The following is a 14,770-nucleotide window of genomic DNA, read 5'->3' as shown; positions in this document are numbered from 1 at the left end:
CGTTCCCGTGCCGGCAAAGGCGCTCTTGCCCTGGCTCTCGGACTCGCGCTTCCAGCGGGTCAACAGGCTATCCCGGATCCCCAGTTCCCGAGCCACTTGGGCACAACTGACGCCCGGCTGATTAGCTCGTTCAACCGCGCCACGCTTGAACTCGCTGCTGAATTTTCTTCGCTTCGACATGAACACTCCTCATCGGCCGCATCGGCCTTCTCGTAAGTGTCCGTGAAATCGGGGGTGAACCCAGCACACTCGGGTACTGATTCCCGGAATGTCCCGCCATGTCCGATATTCGCCGCGACTCCCAAGCCGGGCCGACCGAAACGCGCAAGTTTCGCAACCATGGGTGGCTGCGTGTCATCGCGGTTTACAAGGCCGCCAAGGCCATCGGCTTGGTCCTGGTGGCGATGACGGCCTTCCATCTGGATCGTTCGCAGAACTTCGACCATTTGGTGCACTGGCTGGAGCAGTTGTCGCTGAGCGACAGTAGCGGCCTGCGCTGGAGGCTGGTGGAGAAGCTGCAGTCGATGGGCCCGAGCAAGTTCGTGGCGATCGGACTGGTCGCCCTGGCCTATGCCGTGATCTTTGCGACCGAGGGCATTGGGCTGTGGTTGCAGAAGTACTGGGCGGAATGGTTCACGGTAGTCGCCACCGGCTCGCTGGTGCCGCTGGAAATCTACGAAGCCGCGCACCGTTTCAGCGGGTTCAAATTGGCTGCGCTGATCGCCAACATCGCGATCGTCGTGTATCTCGTACGCGTTGCCCTGCAGTCACGGCAATCTCGCTCAGCCGCGTGAGCTGACCCCTTCCGGGGAATGCAGGCACGAACAATTTGATGAGCGTCGCGAATCCCGCATGGGGCCCGCATGGCTCCCGGCATCATTGGCTTGGCGGGCAGCGGTTCACTCCTCGGGAAACCTTGGTCAGAGTGCTCTTTCTTTGAGGCCGACGCGTTGGACTGCGATTCGTTTCAGGGACGAATTCTGCGATTTTTGGCGCCTTTTCTCATGATCTTCGCGTAGCCCGCGTTGTCGCCGACATCCGATCTTGAGGCCTGCCGACAGTCGCGCCCGGCAGCTTTCCGGCGATTTGCCCCTGTCACTGAATTGCGCGAAGATGTGTCGCAATTGCATCGCATCAGGAGTTTCCATGAAAACCGCGACCATCCCCTCGTTGCGCGTGGAGCCGGCTCTGCGTGAGGCTGCCGAAGGACTCTTGCGCGACGGAGAAAGTCTGTCCGGCTTTGTCGAGTCCGCGGTGCGGGCGCAAATTCAGCAGCGTCAGCAGCAGGCTGCCTTCATCGCCCGTGGACTGGCTTCGCGTGATCAGGCCAAGGCGACCGGCGTGTACTTTTCGTCGGCTGCCGTGCTGAGGAAGCTTGAGGCGCGGTTGGCCAAGGCAAAGAAAGCCGCGCCATGACATTCAAGGTTCGCTTCACGGAGGAAGCGTTGGCTGACCTGGAGCGGCTGTACGACTTTGCCTTGGTACGTGACGATGGCGACTTGACCACGGCAGAGCGCGCCTTGGACGCCATCCGCAATGGCCTGGGCTTGCTGGGGAGTTCACCCTTCAGTTGCCGGAAGGCTGCGCCTGACAACACCTTCCTGCGCGAGTTGATCATCGCCTTCGGCGCGTCCGGCTATGTGGCGCTGTTTGAAATCGATGATGCCAAAACCGTCACCGTGCTGGCGGTGCGGCACCAGCGCGAAGACGATTACCACTGAGTATGGGGTAGCTCGGTCGCGGCGACGCGAAAGCGGGACGGAGGCAAAGAAACCGCGAGCAACCGGGACGGAGGAAGTTGATTGGCGAGCGGCCTGTATTTGGTTCGCGCTTCCCGCTCTGGCTTTCATGTACCCATCAATCGGCCGAAGGGCTTTCTGCCTTGGTTTGCTTGACTTCCTCGGTCCCGACGTGGGTACGCAACGCCGGCGGCGTGGCGATCTTTTCGGCAGGCGCAGGCGCGGTACGGCGCGCATTCGGCGCTGGATAGGACGCTGGCTCATGTTCCGCGGCGTCCACAGAATCGTCCGGCGGTGGCGAAAAATAGTGCCGTACTGACTTGGAGCCGATGGCCATCATGAAGGCGTAAATCAGGCTGGCCAGAAACAGCAGCGCGTGCACGAACTTCAGTTGCATGCTGGGCATCAGCGCGAAACCGTAGGTGTGCGGGTGTTTGGCGGAGATGGCGAAGACCAGCGTCAGCAGTACGGCAAAGACGACGCACAGGGCGTGCCCCCAGGCCGGTCGCCGGATCACGGCATACACGACCGCCGCATAAAAAAGGGTCTGCCAGAACTCCAGGGTCATGTTGTGGGAGAAATACGGGGACACATGCACCATGCTGGTCCACGCCCACAACATGCCAAACAGCGTGAAGGAGGAAACGAGAAGGCCGAGCGAACCGAGCCCCAGCGTCAGCCAGATCAGGAAGGAATGCTTCATGTTGCAGATCCTTTGCATTTGACGAAGTGGCTTTACATCCTAGTCGAACACCAACCGAGGCGAAACCACGCCGGCCGAGAAGCCGGGACGGAGGAAATTAAACAATCCAACGACCTTCGGTCCGAAGAGGTAATGTCCGCTCCAGTAGGTCGCCCATTCGCGGAGGCAATGCCGTGGCTGGTTCTCTCGAAGTCTTCGTTCCCGGCGCGCTGTGGCTGCGGGACTATGTGGTCTCCCTGGGTGGGGCGCGGATCAACGCGCGGATGACGGTGATCAAACTACGCGGCGGCCAGATCCTGATCCACTCCCCGTGTCCGTTCGACGAGGCGTTGACCGCCGAGGTGGCGGCGCTGGGGCCGGTCGCGGCGATCATCGCGCCAGGCAATTTCCACTGGCTCCACGTGCGCTCGTGTCAGCGGGCGTTTCCCGAGGCAGTGACCTGCATCTGTCCTGGCGTCGAGAAGCGGGCGAAGGGGCTGGCATTCGACGAGGTCCTCGGTGACGAGGCGCCAGCGCTGTGGCAGGGCGAGTTGTCACAGGTGCTTCTGCAGGGTCCGCGCGTGATGCGTGAGGTCGCGTTCTTCCACCACGCCAGCAAGACGCTGATCCTCGTCGACCTGGTCGAGAACGTCACGGCGGCCACGCCGGGCACCAACGGGCTTCTGCGGTTCCTGTTCCGGATGATCGGGATGTGGAACACGCCCGGCCCGGCGCCCGAGTATCGGCTGGGCTGGGGCGACAAGGTGCTCGTGCGCCAGTGCATGCTGCGTATCCTGCAGTGGGACTTCGAGCGCGTGATCCTCTCTCACGGCGACCTCATCACCCGCGACGCCAGGCAAGTCATCGCCCATGCCTGGCGAAAGATCCTGGGCCGCGACTTTCGCGTGGCGCTTGCGTCCAGCGCTTGATGTTCGCTGCGATCTGCAGACATCGTCCGGCTTCAGGGAACGTATTCGACCGAACCAGGGCCAGAGCGCACTTCAGTCAGCAGATGGCGTGCCTCCGCGCCGTGGTGGCCGGTTTTGACTGGAGCGTTTGCACCGGCGTGCGCGCTTTCCGCGGAGCATTTCGGAAAAGTCCGACGGGCAGGAGAGGACCGGAGCCACGTGGCCGAGCCCGGCGGGCCGGTAGCCTGCGCTGGCGGCAGCCCGCTGTGGCCTCCAGGTTGCAGACGTGTTGCAGCGCGCCGTCCTGCCGCATTCGTCTTGATGTCAACTGTCATCGCGCCGACACTGACGGCTGGGCCGCTGCTTCTGTCACTTTCTCAAGGAAGGAATCCATGTTCAGGGTGATCGCACCGTATCTGCTTACCAACGACTCAGGCGTCGAAGTGTCCCGCAAGGATCGAAACGCCATGCAGTACCGGGATGGTGACCATGTGCTGTCGTTGTATTGCGACACCATCGCAGCGGATGACGGTCGTTTCGGTGCTGCCATCCTGTTGCCGCTCGATCTGCGCTGGGATCCCCCCTTCGAGCAGGAAAGAATCGACGCCTTTGTGCGCGCAACAATTGCAAAGAATCTGCTGGAGGCTTGGCAGGTGGTCGATTACTGGGTAACCATCGAGAGCTGATTTCATGACATCCCACATGGAAGTGGAGCGACTCGAAGGCGTCATAGCTTCGGGAGCATTCCCGGTGGCGTCGCCACATGATGGCGCGGTGTTTTACTCGGACGATTCGGGCAGGAATCGTGTGGCGGCCGAGGCGTATGCCGAGCACTGCAGTCGGGCAGGGAAGGAAACCACGACGCTGGAGGCGACGCCGTGCGGGCGATGGCTTGAAGGACAGAATCTTTATGCCTCCCCGCTTTCGCTGTTTGCGGACGATATCTGGGCTGCAGCATCGGTGAAGTACGCCAGCGAAGCATCGGGGAGCTGCCGTTGCTTCGTTGCCAACGCACCATCTGATCGGGTTTTCCGCAAGCACGAACTGGCGGCGCTGCTCAATAACGACAAGGTCACCGATCTCAACAACATTCCACGGCAGACGCTGAAGTCCATCCATGACAAAAACCCCGACGCGGCTTTCTCGGCAGTGGAACAGGCCGACCGCGCGTTGAGAGGAACCCCCACTTCTGCGGCAAGCATGGCTTCAGGCGCAGGGGGCGCCGCAGGCTCATTATCCAGCGCAGGCGGTGGAGGTGGTGGCTTGCCGGCGGCCAGGATTTCCGATTTCCACGTGTGCCCGATGGTGACGGGAGTCGTCCCGCATGTGGGTGGACCGATATCCATGGGATGTCCAACGGTGCTGATCGGCGGCCTTCCGGCCGCGCGTGCGGGGGACATGGCCGTTTGTGTCGGTCCGCCAGACATCATCGCCATGGGTTCGACAAAGGTTTTCATTGGCGGCATGCCTGCGGCGCGGATCGCGGACACCACGGCGCACGGCGGGAAGATCGTTCTCGGGGCTTTCACGGTGTTGCTCGCGTAGCCTCAACCCACAGGCTTTGTCACGCGGCGGACGCGATGCTCAGCGACAGCTTCGCCATCCTGCCCGCCATTTCGACCTGCTGGCCTTCGTGTGCTTACGAAGCGGCCGGAGATCTCTTTGCCTTGATTCGCTTAACGTCTTCCGTCCCGATTTCGGCCCCGATACCCACCCTGGAAGTCGTCTTGCTTTTTGCCTCGGACAGAAATATGATAATCATCATATGAGGAAAGCCGCTGCCCGATCCAAGCAAGCCACGCACGAACGCATCGTCGAAACCGCTGCGCGCGCCATCCGGCGCAGTGGTTATGACGGCACCAGTGTTGCCGACATCATGAAGGAGGCTGGCCTCACGCATGGTGGGTTCTATGCGCACTTCGCTTCGCGCGAGGCGATGCTTGCCGAGGCGGCGGATCGTGCCGGTGCCGAGGCTGTCGCCACATCGACGCGCGTCGCCGCCGCCGCGCCGCCGGAGCAGGCATTGCAGGGATTGTTGCGTGCCTACCTGTCAAAGGAGCATGTCGATAGCCCGGAAATGGGCTGCCCGGTTGCTGCCCTCGGTTCGGAAATGCCACGTCAGGCGCCTGAGGTACGGCGAGCCGCCACGCGCCGCATCAAGGAAATGATCGATGTCGTCGCCCGTCAATCGCCCGACTGGGGACAGGCCGGTGCGCATGAACACGCGTTGGTCATGGCGGCCACGATGGTTGGCGCCCTGGTCATGGCGCGCGCTGTCGACGACGCCAAGCTTTCCGATGCGCTGCTGAAGGCAGCGTTGAAACACCTCGTCCCTGCCGGTGCCTGAGTGGGGTTGCGGCTGTGCCGGCCTTTTTTTTGAGTATAAATATGATGAATATCATATTCGAGTCACCGGACGAACGACACCACCTGGAGCCCACAGCACTGCATCGCTTCGCCGCGACCGAATTCGCGACCAATCATCAAAAGGCGTCCCCATGAAACCCAGGAAATCCATCGCGCTCGTCACCGGAGCCTCCTCAGGCATCGGCAAGGCCACGGCAGAACGCCTCAGCGCCGCGGGCTACACGGTCTATGGCACCAGCAGGGGCGCAACGCAGGCAACACTGCAGCCCTTTGCGATGTTGTCGCTTGACGTGACGCGAGACGAGTCGGCCGACGCTGCGGTCGGAGAAGTGATCCGGCGGGAAGGCCGCATCGACCTGCTCGTGAACAACGCCGGCTTCAGCGTTGCGCCCGCTGGCGCGGAAGAAAGTTCCATCGAGCAGGCGCAGGCGATCTTCGACACCAACTTCTTCGGCATGATCCGGATGACTCGTGCCGTCGTGCCGCATATGCGGCGTCAAGGGGATGGCCGCATCATCAATATCGGCTCGGTGCTCGGCTTCCTGCCGATGCCGTACGGGGCGCTCTATGCGGCAACCAAGCACGCCGTCGAAGGCTATTCGGAATCGCTCGATCATGAGCTGCGCACGAGGGGCATCCGGGTCTCGGTGATCGAGCCTGCATACACAAAGACGCAGTTCGAGGCGAACTTTCTGGAACCCGACTCGAAGCTCGATGAGTACCGCGAGATTCGTGCGGCCTTGGCGGAACGGACGAAAAAGCTCGTTGAGGCTGGCGACAAGCCTGGTGTGGTCGCCGATGCCGTGCTGCGAGCGGCACGCGCGGCTCGCCCGAAGCTGCGATACACGGCCGGCGGGCGCGCGCGCGGCCTGCAGTTTCTTCGCAAATATGCACCGGCTCGCCTGATGGACGCCGGGATTCGAAAAGACCTTCAGCTCGATGCGTTGCGGGCAGGGAGGACATCATGAAAGCGTTCATCATGGATCGGTACGGCAAGAAGGAGCCGATGCGGCTGGGCGACATGCCAAAGCCCGAGCTTCGGGACGACGATGTGCTGATCGAAGGCCACGCTGCAGGTCTGAACCTGCTGGATTCCAAGATCAAGAGCGGCGAATTCAAGCTGATCCTGCCTTACCGCACCCCGTTTGTACTGGGCCACGATGTCGCCGGCGTCGTAACTCAAGTTGGAGCGCGAGCGCGGCAATTCAAAGTGGGTGACGAAGTCTATGCGCGGGTGCCCGATCACCGCATCGGCACGTTGGCGCAATTCATTGCCGTGAACGAAAACGATGTCGCGCCCAAACCCAACAACATCACCATGGAGGAAGCAGCTTCGATCCCGCTGGTCGGCTTGACGGCCTGGCAGGCCCTGGTTGGGAGAGCCCATCTGAAGAAGGGCCAGAAGGTCTTCATCCAGGCGGGATCGGGTGGCGTCGGCACCTTCGCCATTCAATTGGCCAGGCACCTCGGGGCCACGGTAGCCACCACCACGAGCAGCGCCAATACTGAGCTGGTGAAGCGGCTTGGGGCGGACATCGTCATCGACTACAGGAAAGACGACGTCGAGAAGGTGCTGCAGAACTACGATGTGGTGCTGCATAGCCAGGATGCGACGGTGCTGGAGAAATCCATGCGCGTGTTGAAGCCCGGCGGAGCCCTCGTCTCGATTTCCGGCCCTCCCGATCCCGCATTCTCCAAGGGCATCGGTGCGCCATGGTTCGTGAGGCTCATTGTCCGACTGCTGAGTGCCGGCGTCAGAAGAAAGGCGGCTCGTCGTGGTCTGAAATATTCGTTCCTGTTCATGCGGGCCAATGGACTTCAGCTGCGCGAGATCACCCGGCTCATCGAGGCCGGGGCCATCCGTCCGGTGATCGATCGCATCTTTCCATTCGAGTCGACCAACGAAGCCCTGACTTACATTGAAGCGGGCCGCACGAGGGGCAAAGTCGTCGTCAAGATCAAGTGAGCCTGAAACGGCAGGCACGCCTGCTGGAGGTGCTGCTTGTCGAGGCTGCCGGCTCCACGGCCGGGACGGCCGTGGAGCCGGGCCTGGTGCGAAAATTATCGGGGTCAGGTTCACCCACTGCCGTGGGAAAGTGAACGTGAGTCCGATTCCGGGGGACGTCACGCATTGCGCTGCATCCTGCTTCAGGCAGAGCCTCGGTGTCGCATTCCTTGTTCTCGGGTCAGACGGCAGGGCGGGGGCGCGGTGGAGGCGGGCCGGGTTCGACGAAGGCCGCGCCGGAGATGCCGGCAGATGCCATCTGTTCCTGCAGCAGCTCTTTCGCTGGCTCATTGGCATGGATGCGCGTGCGCGCGGTTCGCGGGTCCTTGAAGATCGCCGGCTCGGTGGGGACCGGATCGGCAAGGAATACCTCCTTTGCGATGCTTCCTTCCGGGTGCAGGGTGGAGCTTTGCAGGTCGATGCAGTCGATGACGTTGGTGACGTTGTAGAACCACTCGACTGGATTTCCTCCATCCCTTTCCGATTGGCAGGAAATGCACGTTCCCTGTCCTTCATGCCGCGAGGCGTTCTCTGACAATGGCTCCGGGGCATCCGCCCTTTGCCATGGGAACCGTCATGAACGCTACCGTTCGATCCTTGCTCGTCGCTGCGGCTGCAGCACTCCTTGCGCCGGCCATGTCGACAGCGTTCGCGGCCGATCAACCGGCATTCTCGCCAACGCGTGGCGCCGCGACAGCTGCGGTCGCGGCGCAGGCCGGGAAGATCGCGCCGCACCACGCCAGATTCGGCCGCACACAGCCGCTGATCGCCATCATCGGCGAGAACAGCGGCACCGAGCTCACCGACTACGTGATTCCCTACGGCGTCCTGCAACAGTCCGGTGTCGCCAGGGTGATGACCGTGGCGACGCAACCTGGCCCGATCACCATGCGGCCCGCGTTGCGCATCCAGCCGCAAGCCACCATCGCGGAGTTCGACGCGGACTTTCCCGAGGGCGCCGACTACGTGATCGTGCCCGCGGTGGTCAGGCGCAACGATCCGGCGCTGCTGGCATGGATCGCGGCGCAGGGCGCCAAAGGCGGCACCATCGTCAGCATCTGCGATGGGGCGCTGGTGGTGGCGAACACGGGGCTGCTGAAGGGGCATCGCGCCACCGCGCACTGGGCCACCCAGGCGCTGCGGGCCAAGGCCTATCCCGACGTCCACTGGGTGAAAAACGTCCGCTATGTGGCGGACGGCAGGATCGTCTCCAGCGCCGGCATCAGCGCGTCCATGCCTGTTTCGATCGCGCTGGTCGAAGCCATCGCCGGGCACGAGCATGCCGCCGCGCTGGCGCACGAACTCGGCGTTTCCGATTGGAGCACGGCCCATAATAGCGACGTGTTCCGGCCACGTTTCGGAGTCAATCTGATGGCGTTTGTACATACGACCTACAGCAACGCGCACCTGCATGCGATGCAGCGCATCGGCGTGCCCGTCGCCGCGGGCGTGGACGAGATCGCGCTTGCGCTCACCGCCGACGCGTACTCGCGCACCGGTCGCAGCCATGCCTATGCGTTGTCTGCCTCGGCTGCGCCGTTGCAGACGCGGCACGGACTGACGCTGTTGCCGGACCGTGTCGTTGGCGGCGCCAATCCGGTCGACCGGGTGCTGCCCGCGTTCGACGCCACGCCATCGGCGCGCATGCTGGATCAGGCGCTGGCCGGCATCGCGCAGCGCTACGGTCGGTCCACCGCCTATGGCGTCGCGCTGGATTTCGAATACCCGGATTTCAGGAAATGACCTCGATCGCCACCCGGAAAACGCGCCGGGTCGTCCTGCTTGCGCATGAGCAGATGAACCTGCTCGACCTGGCCGGCCCGCTGCAGGCGTTGTTCACCGCGAGCAAGCTGTTTTCCGGCAACGGGCCGGCCTTGTACGAAACGATCGTCGCCTCCGAAGATGGCGGCCTCGTCGCCACCAGCGCGGGACTCCCGATCATGACGGTCCCGCTGTCCGCGCTGAGCGACAGCGTGATCGACACGCTCATCGCGCCGGGCGGCAGCAAGGACGACCGGATGCGCGCGCCGCCGCGGCTGGTGGCATGGATCGCGCTGCGCGCTCCGCACGTGCGCCGGCTGTGCTCGGTGTGTACCGGCGCGTTTCTGCTCGCCGCGGCCGGCACGCTGGATGGGCGACGCGTGGCCACGCATTGGGAGTGGGTCGAGCGACTGGCGAAGCTGTATCCCGCCATCCAGGTCGACGGCGACCGCATCTTCATCCAGGACGGATCGGTCTGGACATCGGCTGGGGTCAGTGCGGGCATCGACCTCACGCTGGCGCTGATCGAGGAAGACCACGGCCACCGCGTCGCCATTGAAACCGCACGGCAGCTCGTGATGTTCATCAAGCGCTCGGGCGGGCAGTCGCAATTCAGCGTTCCGCTGGCAGCGCAGTCGGATGCCACCGGCAAGTTCGCCGACCTGCATGGCTGGATCGCCGCGCACATTGCCGACGACCTCAGCATCGGTCGCCTTGCCGAGCAGGCCGGCATGTCGCCGCGCACATTCGCCCGCGCCTATGCCGACGCGCACGGTCGCACGCCCGCCAGGACGGTGGAAGCGATGCGCATGGAAGTCGCCTGCCGTGCACTGGAAGAGACCGCGCTGCCGCTGAAAGCCCTGGCTGCGCGCGCCGGGTACGCGAACGAGCAGAGCTTGCGCCGCGCGTTCCAACGCCGGCTCGGCATCGGTCCGAGGCAGTACCGGGAGCGCTTCTCGGTGCATGGCCATGCACCGGGCAGGGGATCATGACTTGCTCATATGAGCAAAGGGAAAGTGGCAAATTGAATCTTGTCGGTCACCCGCCGCTGGTGAAACCGCAACGGCGAACCTTCGCGGCGTGGAACGCCGCTGCTGGATGGCCTTTGTCGATGTACCGGAGATCGGGAGAATCCCGGTCTCCGTTTCCTCGTTCACGCTGCAGCTTTGAAGATGTCGTCGAGGCGGGTGTAGCTGTGCTCCATGCCGTCGGTCATGCCGGTGGAGACCGCGTCTTCGCGCGCCTGCTTCGAAGCGAACCTCAAGGTGCAGACGAGCGTCGTGACGCCGTTCTGCTCGCTGAGTCCCAGTGACACGATGCACGGATCGCCGGTAGGCATGGCGAAGTCCATGTCGCCCGGGTCGAAGTATTGTTCGTGGACAAGCGTCGACGGTTCATCGACTGCGGTGAACGTACCGAGGAAGCCGAACTGGTTGCCGTCTTCGCGGTTTTTCCACTGCCACTTGTAGTTGCCGCCGACCCGGACGTCCATGTCGCACACCGGCATGTCCCAGCCTTCATAGCCCTGCCACTTCCGCACCAGTTCGGGGCGGGTATGCGCATCCCACACCAATTGGCGGGGCGCATTGAAGGTACGCGTGACGCGAACTTCGCGATCACTGGGAAAGGTTACTTCTGCGGGCTTGGGCATGGTCTTCTCCTTGGGTGATCCGTCGTGATGGCGCGCCGCCATGGGGCTGAGCGAGCGAACGGCGCGCCGACATGTTCGGGCTATTTTTTTCTCTGTTTGCGCCTGGACGGTTTGGCCTGGAGTTCGTCGAGCAACGCATCGAGGCGCTGGTAGTTCTGTTCGAAGATCTGGCGGTAGCGTTCGATCCAGTCCACGGCTTCCGCCAGTCGCTTCGGCTCCAGTTTGCGTGGGCGCCGTTGCGCATCGACGCCCATCGAGATGAGGCCGGCGCGCTCAAGCACTTTCAGATGCTTGGAAATGGCGGGTTGGCTCATCGCGAACGGCTCGGCCAGTTCCGTCACGGTGGCCTCTCCCGTGGCCAGCCGCGCCAGGATGGCGCGGCGGGTAGGGTCGGCCAACGCGGCGAAGGTCAGGTTCAGGCGTTCGGAGATTTGCATAACCGTCCATTTCCATAACTGATAGGTAATATACTTAGTGGGAGCCGGCCGGTCAAGCCTTTGCGGACGATCGGGACCAGAGTCACCGGCCGCAACTCGCCGCAGCTCAGCTGACTACCTGGCATTCCGCGCCCGGGAGGTCAGCCCTCAGCGGTCACCCACCGCCCGAATCACCCGCGCGGGATTGTCCCCGACAAAGAAACGGTCAGAGGGCATTTTGTCGAGCTGAGTGCTGGCCGACTTCCACCGGAACGCGTTCCTCCGCCAAGCGGACTCCGCCCTCCGGCTACCGTTCGGCGTGGGCAATTTGCACGATGGCCTTGGCGATATCCTCGGGGGAGAGGACGAAATCAACGAAGCCACTGGCGATGGCACTTTCCGGCATGTCGGGCTGCTGTGCCGTGTCGAGGCGCTGTGCGATCGTGGTGCCGCCAACTTCCTTGATGGCGCGAAGCGCCTCGGCGCCGTCTCCGTCGTAGCCGGAGAGGATCACGGCAATCAGCTTGCCGTCCCAGTGTTCTGCCACGGAGCGCAGGAACACGGTGATGACATCCGGCCACCCCCGCGGCTTCGAGATCGGTTCGAGCCGAAACTCGCCGTGAAACACGTGCAGGTCTCGCTGCGCAGGAATGATGAAGACCCGATCGGGTGCAATCCGCAGGCTGTCGACAATGAGTTCCACCGGCATCGTGGTGAAACCCGGCAGGATCTCGTGAAGCCGGGAGGCGAACTTTCTCGCATGGTTGACGATGACGACCGCGACGCCCATGTCGTTGGGCAGGTGTTTCAGCAACCGGATATAGGCGTCCAGACCGCCGGCCGATCCGCCCACGCAGACGATCGGGAAATCCCGCCCGGTACTTGCTTTCATTCGTCTGCCTCCTTCACCAGTGGTCCAAAGCGGGGGCGCAGTGGTCTGACGACCTGGCAGACCGACCTGCGTCGGGCGATACATCCAGAGCAAACACCGACTGGACTTATGCCACCCTGGACCATCCCGTGCGTTGGCGACGTGAGGCTTTCCGACCCAGCCGTCGGCGACCCGCTGACGGGCATGCGGGAAGGGATGCCGGCAGGCTCACGTATCTTCGGTGAGCCGCACGGACCATTGATGGCATCGTGACTCCTGCATGGCATCCGAATCCTTGCCCCGCGCCATGCTTCGGCGAGCAGCGGATCACTCGTCGCGCAGATGCCGCACGTGCCGCCACACATACAAGCCGAAGGCGATCAGCAGGGCGGCAAGGATGACGGCATCGAAGCGGTGGAACCAGCTGCCCAGGGTGTCCCAGTGCTGCCCCAGCTTCACCCCGATCCAGGTCAGCAGCGCGCACCAGATCAGCGAGCCCAGGAAGGTATAGAGGCAGAAGCGCCAGATCGGCATGCGTGCCACGCCGGCGGGAAAGGCGATGAAGGTGCGCACCACCGGCAGCAACCGCCCCACGAAAATGATGATGCCGCCATGTTCGCGAAACCAGCGGTCGGCCAGATCCAGATCCCGGCGCGACACCAGCACGTACTTGCCGTAGCGCTCCACCAGCCGGCGGCCGCCCCACGCGCCGACCGCGTAGGCCAGCAGCGAGCCGAGCACGCAGCCGATGGCTCCGGCAAGCACCACCAGCCAGAAGGCCAGCGAGCCCTTGAACACCAGGTAGCCGGAGAACGGCATGATCACTTCCGACGGCAACGGAATGCAGGCGCTCTCGACGCCCATCAGCAGCACGATGCCCAGATAGCCGCTGCGCGTGATCAGGTCGATGATGGCCGCGGCAAGCAGGCTGAACAGTTTCGCGATCATGGGTTTCCGTGAGTTCGGGGACAGCGCCAGGTTGTGGGCCAGAGCATCTGGCCGAGTGGAGGCGACCGCCGCATTTTCAGCGAGGGTCGGCGGCCGCGCCAGCATCGGGCACCTCGGCAGGCAACCGCGCAACCGATCCGGCGCAACACGCTACTTCCGCAGCCGTCTTACATTGTCGCGCACGGTCTTCTGGTAGGGCGCGAGGCCGGCGCCAAGCACCCGGGTGGTGGCGCGCTGCAGTTGCGCGGCGGTGGGCGCGCGCCCGCCCCATAACGAACCCAGCCACAGCGATTGGCACGCTGCCGTGGCGGAGAACGCCATCCCGGCCAGCGACGCGGCCGAAGCATCGACCTTCTCGTCCACCATGCGTTTCATCTCGCGATCATGCGCGGCGGAGGGGTGGGTTCCGGCGTTCGCCATGGCCGCGGTGCGCGTGGCGATCACGGTCGCCGAGCCCTGCATCAGTTCCATGGAACGTTGCGCGAGGTCGAACCAGGCGTTGGCGAGTGAAGCGGGGCGTCGTTTGATGATCGTGCTCCGTAACGAGGGGGCGGTTGTCTGGCTAGGCGGGCGATCGCGCAGAGGCGCGCAAGGAAGGATCCCACCGGGCCATTGCCGGTGAGGTGGGAGGGAAGCGTGCGGCGCTCGCCATGAAGGGCGCGTGCAGTGGCAGCCGGGTTCCTGGTGCCCCGCATCGGCGCGGCGTGCAGGTATTCGCCGCGTCGGTGCCGGCCGCTTTGGACGGCAGCCCCAAGGGCGCAGGCGATCATCGCGAGCGCCGAGGCGCCCGGGCAGGTAGCCCAAGAACGTGATCGCAGCGCCATCGTCACGCGGACGGACCAGCCATATCCGGCCGTTGTCGGCCCATGCGGATCCGCTGACGGCCATGCAGGCTGCGGCGGATAGAGGCCCGACCCAAAGCGGACAGGCTGGCCGAGACCCTGTTACAAACGCTCCCGAAGCATTGTCGATTTCCGACCATCAGCTTCGTCGTCAATACATCACCACCCAAAGGATCTCCCATGAAATACCTCGGCCTGGCCTACTTCACTCCGGAAAAATTCGCCGCGATGGCGCCAGACGATGTCAAGGCATTGGTGAGCCAATGCCCGGCATTGGACGAGAAGATGCGCGCTACCGGCAAGGTTCTGGTTTCCGCGTCGCTTGGCGACCTGGACAGCTGGAGGACGCTTCGTCCGCGCAGCGGCAAGACACACGTCAGCGACGGGCCTTACGCCGAGTCGAAGGAAGTGGTGGGCGGCCTGTTCATCATCGAGGCGGACAGTCGTGACGAGGCGCTGCGCATCGCATCCATGCACCCGGCCGCCACGCTGGGCGAAGAAGGCGGATGGGCCGTCGAGCTTATCCCCATGGATTTCTATCTGGCCCCATGATGGCCTGGACGCCTGCGTCAAGCATGCC

The 14,770-nt window shown here is 63.6% G+C and carries 20 protein-coding genes; 12 read left to right on the top strand and 8 right to left on the bottom strand.

All coding sequences use genetic code 11. The features are described 5' to 3' along the window. Positions 1-180, bottom strand: a 180-nt coding sequence (locus ACQGNJ_RS08725; RefSeq protein ID WP_426688845.1) for a transposase, incomplete at its 3' end; no start/stop codon positions are given. 98 nt (positions 181-278) lie between these two features. On the opposite strand from ACQGNJ_RS08725, the gene ACQGNJ_RS08720 reads away from it, so the two are divergent. From ACQGNJ_RS08720 to ACQGNJ_RS08710, 3 genes are all read left to right on the top strand, one after another. Further along, entirely contained in the window at positions 279-794 is a 516-nt protein-coding gene (locus tag ACQGNJ_RS08720) for a DUF2127 domain-containing protein (protein ID WP_426688844.1), read from the top strand. Between the two features lie 352 nt (positions 795-1,146). After that, positions 1,147-1,416, top strand: a complete 270-nt coding sequence (locus tag ACQGNJ_RS08715) for a YlcI/YnfO family protein (RefSeq protein WP_426688843.1) — start codon at positions 1,147-1,149, stop codon at positions 1,414-1,416. Then, positions 1,413-1,721: a type II toxin-antitoxin system RelE/ParE family toxin gene (locus tag ACQGNJ_RS08710; RefSeq protein WP_426688842.1), complete on the top strand. Its 309-nt coding sequence runs from the start codon at positions 1,413-1,415 to the stop codon at positions 1,719-1,721. Before ACQGNJ_RS08715 ends, ACQGNJ_RS08710 begins: the two co-directional genes overlap by 4 nt. Before the next feature lie 136 nt (positions 1,722-1,857). Here ACQGNJ_RS08710 and ACQGNJ_RS08705 read toward each other — a convergent pair whose 3' ends face one another. After that, positions 1,858-2,442: a hypothetical protein gene (locus ACQGNJ_RS08705; RefSeq protein ID WP_426688841.1), complete on the bottom strand. Its 585-nt coding sequence runs from the start codon at positions 2,440-2,442 to the stop codon at positions 1,858-1,860. Between the two features lie 173 nt (positions 2,443-2,615). Between ACQGNJ_RS08705 and ACQGNJ_RS08700 the strand changes: the two genes are divergently transcribed. The 6 genes from ACQGNJ_RS08700 (at position 2,616) to ACQGNJ_RS08675 (ending at position 7,662) form a co-directional block, all read left to right on the top strand. Continuing rightward, on the top strand, positions 2,616-3,350 hold the full coding sequence (locus ACQGNJ_RS08700) for a DUF4336 domain-containing protein (protein WP_426688840.1): 735 nt from the start codon (positions 2,616-2,618) through the stop codon (positions 3,348-3,350). Between the two features lie 371 nt (positions 3,351-3,721). Further along, positions 3,722-4,015, top strand: coding sequence for a hypothetical protein (locus tag ACQGNJ_RS08695; protein ID WP_426688839.1), 294 nt, complete (start codon positions 3,722-3,724; stop codon positions 4,013-4,015). A 616-nt stretch (positions 4,016-4,631) separates the two neighbouring features. Continuing rightward, entirely contained in the window at positions 4,632-4,874 is a 243-nt protein-coding gene (locus ACQGNJ_RS08690; RefSeq protein ID WP_426688854.1) for a PAAR domain-containing protein, read from the top strand. 220 nt (positions 4,875-5,094) lie between these two features. Continuing rightward, positions 5,095-5,676: a TetR/AcrR family transcriptional regulator gene (locus tag ACQGNJ_RS08685; protein WP_426688838.1), complete on the top strand. Its 582-nt coding sequence runs from the start codon at positions 5,095-5,097 to the stop codon at positions 5,674-5,676. Positions 5,677-5,827: 151 nt separating this feature from the next. Then, positions 5,828-6,664, top strand: a complete 837-nt coding sequence (locus ACQGNJ_RS08680) for an oxidoreductase (RefSeq protein WP_426688837.1) — start codon at positions 5,828-5,830, stop codon at positions 6,662-6,664. Next, positions 6,661-7,662 carry an NADP-dependent oxidoreductase gene (locus ACQGNJ_RS08675; protein ID WP_426688836.1) on the top strand — a complete coding sequence of 334 codons (1,002 nt, stop codon included), beginning with the start codon at positions 6,661-6,663 and terminating at the stop codon, positions 7,660-7,662. The genes ACQGNJ_RS08680 and ACQGNJ_RS08675 overlap by 4 nt, the downstream gene beginning before the upstream one ends. Before the next feature lie 220 nt (positions 7,663-7,882). Here the strand turns inward: ACQGNJ_RS08675 and ACQGNJ_RS08670 are convergent, their stop codons facing one another. Continuing rightward, entirely contained in the window at positions 7,883-8,239 is a 357-nt protein-coding gene (locus ACQGNJ_RS08670; protein ID WP_426688835.1) for a hypothetical protein, read from the bottom strand. A 38-nt stretch (positions 8,240-8,277) separates the two neighbouring features. Here ACQGNJ_RS08670 and ACQGNJ_RS08665 point away from each other — a divergent pair, with 38 nt between their 5' ends. Further along, positions 8,278-9,444, top strand: coding sequence for a DJ-1/PfpI family protein (locus tag ACQGNJ_RS08665; RefSeq protein ID WP_426688834.1), 1,167 nt, complete (start codon positions 8,278-8,280; stop codon positions 9,442-9,444). Then, positions 9,441-10,454, top strand: a complete 1,014-nt coding sequence (locus ACQGNJ_RS08660; protein WP_426688833.1) for a GlxA family transcriptional regulator — start codon at positions 9,441-9,443, stop codon at positions 10,452-10,454. The genes ACQGNJ_RS08665 and ACQGNJ_RS08660 overlap by 4 nt, the downstream gene beginning before the upstream one ends. A 161-nt stretch (positions 10,455-10,615) precedes the next feature. Here the strand turns inward: ACQGNJ_RS08660 and ACQGNJ_RS08655 are convergent, their stop codons facing one another. From ACQGNJ_RS08655 to ACQGNJ_RS08635, 5 genes are all read right to left on the bottom strand, one after another. Beyond that, positions 10,616-11,113: an SRPBCC family protein gene (locus ACQGNJ_RS08655; RefSeq protein ID WP_426688832.1), complete on the bottom strand. Its 498-nt coding sequence runs from the start codon at positions 11,111-11,113 to the stop codon at positions 10,616-10,618. Positions 11,114-11,193: 80 nt separating this feature from the next. Then, positions 11,194-11,550, bottom strand: coding sequence for an ArsR/SmtB family transcription factor (locus ACQGNJ_RS08650; protein ID WP_426688831.1), 357 nt, complete (start codon positions 11,548-11,550; stop codon positions 11,194-11,196). Positions 11,551-11,836: 286 nt separating this feature from the next. Beyond that, positions 11,837-12,421 (bottom strand): chemotaxis protein CheB, encoded by a 585-nt coding sequence (locus ACQGNJ_RS08645; RefSeq protein WP_426688830.1) that lies wholly within the window; start codon positions 12,419-12,421, stop codon positions 11,837-11,839. Between the two features lie 306 nt (positions 12,422-12,727). Then, a complete protein-coding gene (locus ACQGNJ_RS08640) occupies positions 12,728-13,348 on the bottom strand; it encodes a DedA family protein (protein WP_426688829.1) in 621 nt (206 codons plus the stop codon). 150 nt (positions 13,349-13,498) lie between these two features. Continuing rightward, complete coding sequence (locus tag ACQGNJ_RS08635; protein WP_426688828.1) at positions 13,499-13,819, bottom strand: hypothetical protein; 321 nt, start codon at positions 13,817-13,819, stop codon at positions 13,499-13,501. Between the two features lie 551 nt (positions 13,820-14,370). On the opposite strand from ACQGNJ_RS08635, the gene ACQGNJ_RS08630 reads away from it, so the two are divergent. Next, positions 14,371-14,742 (top strand): YciI family protein, encoded by a 372-nt coding sequence (locus ACQGNJ_RS08630; RefSeq protein WP_426688827.1) that lies wholly within the window; start codon positions 14,371-14,373, stop codon positions 14,740-14,742. Positions 14,743-14,770 lie beyond the last annotated feature (28 nt).

Source organism: Rhodanobacter ginsengiterrae (assembly GCF_050026815.1).
Taxonomy (GTDB): domain Bacteria; phylum Pseudomonadota; class Gammaproteobacteria; order Xanthomonadales; family Rhodanobacteraceae; genus Rhodanobacter; species Rhodanobacter ginsengiterrae.
This window is presented reverse-complemented; position numbering and strand designations above follow the sequence as displayed.

Coding starts and splice junctions, on each gene's coding strand:
- ACQGNJ_RS08635 (WP_426688828.1), bottom strand. CDS start 13,819: ATGGAACTGATGCAGGGCTCGGCGACCGTGATCGCCACGCGCACCGCG.
- ACQGNJ_RS08640 (WP_426688829.1), bottom strand. CDS start 13,348: ATGATCGCGAAACTGTTCAGCCTGCTTGCCGCGGCCATCATCGACCTG.
- ACQGNJ_RS08710 (WP_426688842.1), top strand. CDS start 1,413: ATGACATTCAAGGTTCGCTTCACGGAGGAAGCGTTGGCTGACCTGGAG.
- ACQGNJ_RS08655 (WP_426688832.1), bottom strand. CDS start 11,113: ATGCCCAAGCCCGCAGAAGTAACCTTTCCCAGTGATCGCGAAGTTCGC.
- ACQGNJ_RS08680 (WP_426688837.1), top strand. CDS start 5,828: ATGAAACCCAGGAAATCCATCGCGCTCGTCACCGGAGCCTCCTCAGGC.
- ACQGNJ_RS08645 (WP_426688830.1), bottom strand. CDS start 12,421: ATGAAAGCAAGTACCGGGCGGGATTTCCCGATCGTCTGCGTGGGCGGA.
- ACQGNJ_RS08690 (WP_426688854.1), top strand. CDS start 4,632: ATGGTGACGGGAGTCGTCCCGCATGTGGGTGGACCGATATCCATGGGA.
- ACQGNJ_RS08720 (WP_426688844.1), top strand. CDS start 279: ATGTCCGATATTCGCCGCGACTCCCAAGCCGGGCCGACCGAAACGCGC.
- ACQGNJ_RS08685 (WP_426688838.1), top strand. CDS start 5,095: ATGAGGAAAGCCGCTGCCCGATCCAAGCAAGCCACGCACGAACGCATC.
- ACQGNJ_RS08660 (WP_426688833.1), top strand. CDS start 9,441: ATGACCTCGATCGCCACCCGGAAAACGCGCCGGGTCGTCCTGCTTGCG.
- ACQGNJ_RS08715 (WP_426688843.1), top strand. CDS start 1,147: ATGAAAACCGCGACCATCCCCTCGTTGCGCGTGGAGCCGGCTCTGCGT.
- ACQGNJ_RS08695 (WP_426688839.1), top strand. CDS start 3,722: ATGTTCAGGGTGATCGCACCGTATCTGCTTACCAACGACTCAGGCGTC.
- ACQGNJ_RS08665 (WP_426688834.1), top strand. CDS start 8,278: ATGAACGCTACCGTTCGATCCTTGCTCGTCGCTGCGGCTGCAGCACTC.
- ACQGNJ_RS08675 (WP_426688836.1), top strand. CDS start 6,661: ATGAAAGCGTTCATCATGGATCGGTACGGCAAGAAGGAGCCGATGCGG.
- ACQGNJ_RS08705 (WP_426688841.1), bottom strand. CDS start 2,442: ATGAAGCATTCCTTCCTGATCTGGCTGACGCTGGGGCTCGGTTCGCTC.
- ACQGNJ_RS08650 (WP_426688831.1), bottom strand. CDS start 11,550: ATGCAAATCTCCGAACGCCTGAACCTGACCTTCGCCGCGTTGGCCGAC.
- ACQGNJ_RS08630 (WP_426688827.1), top strand. CDS start 14,371: ATGAAATACCTCGGCCTGGCCTACTTCACTCCGGAAAAATTCGCCGCG.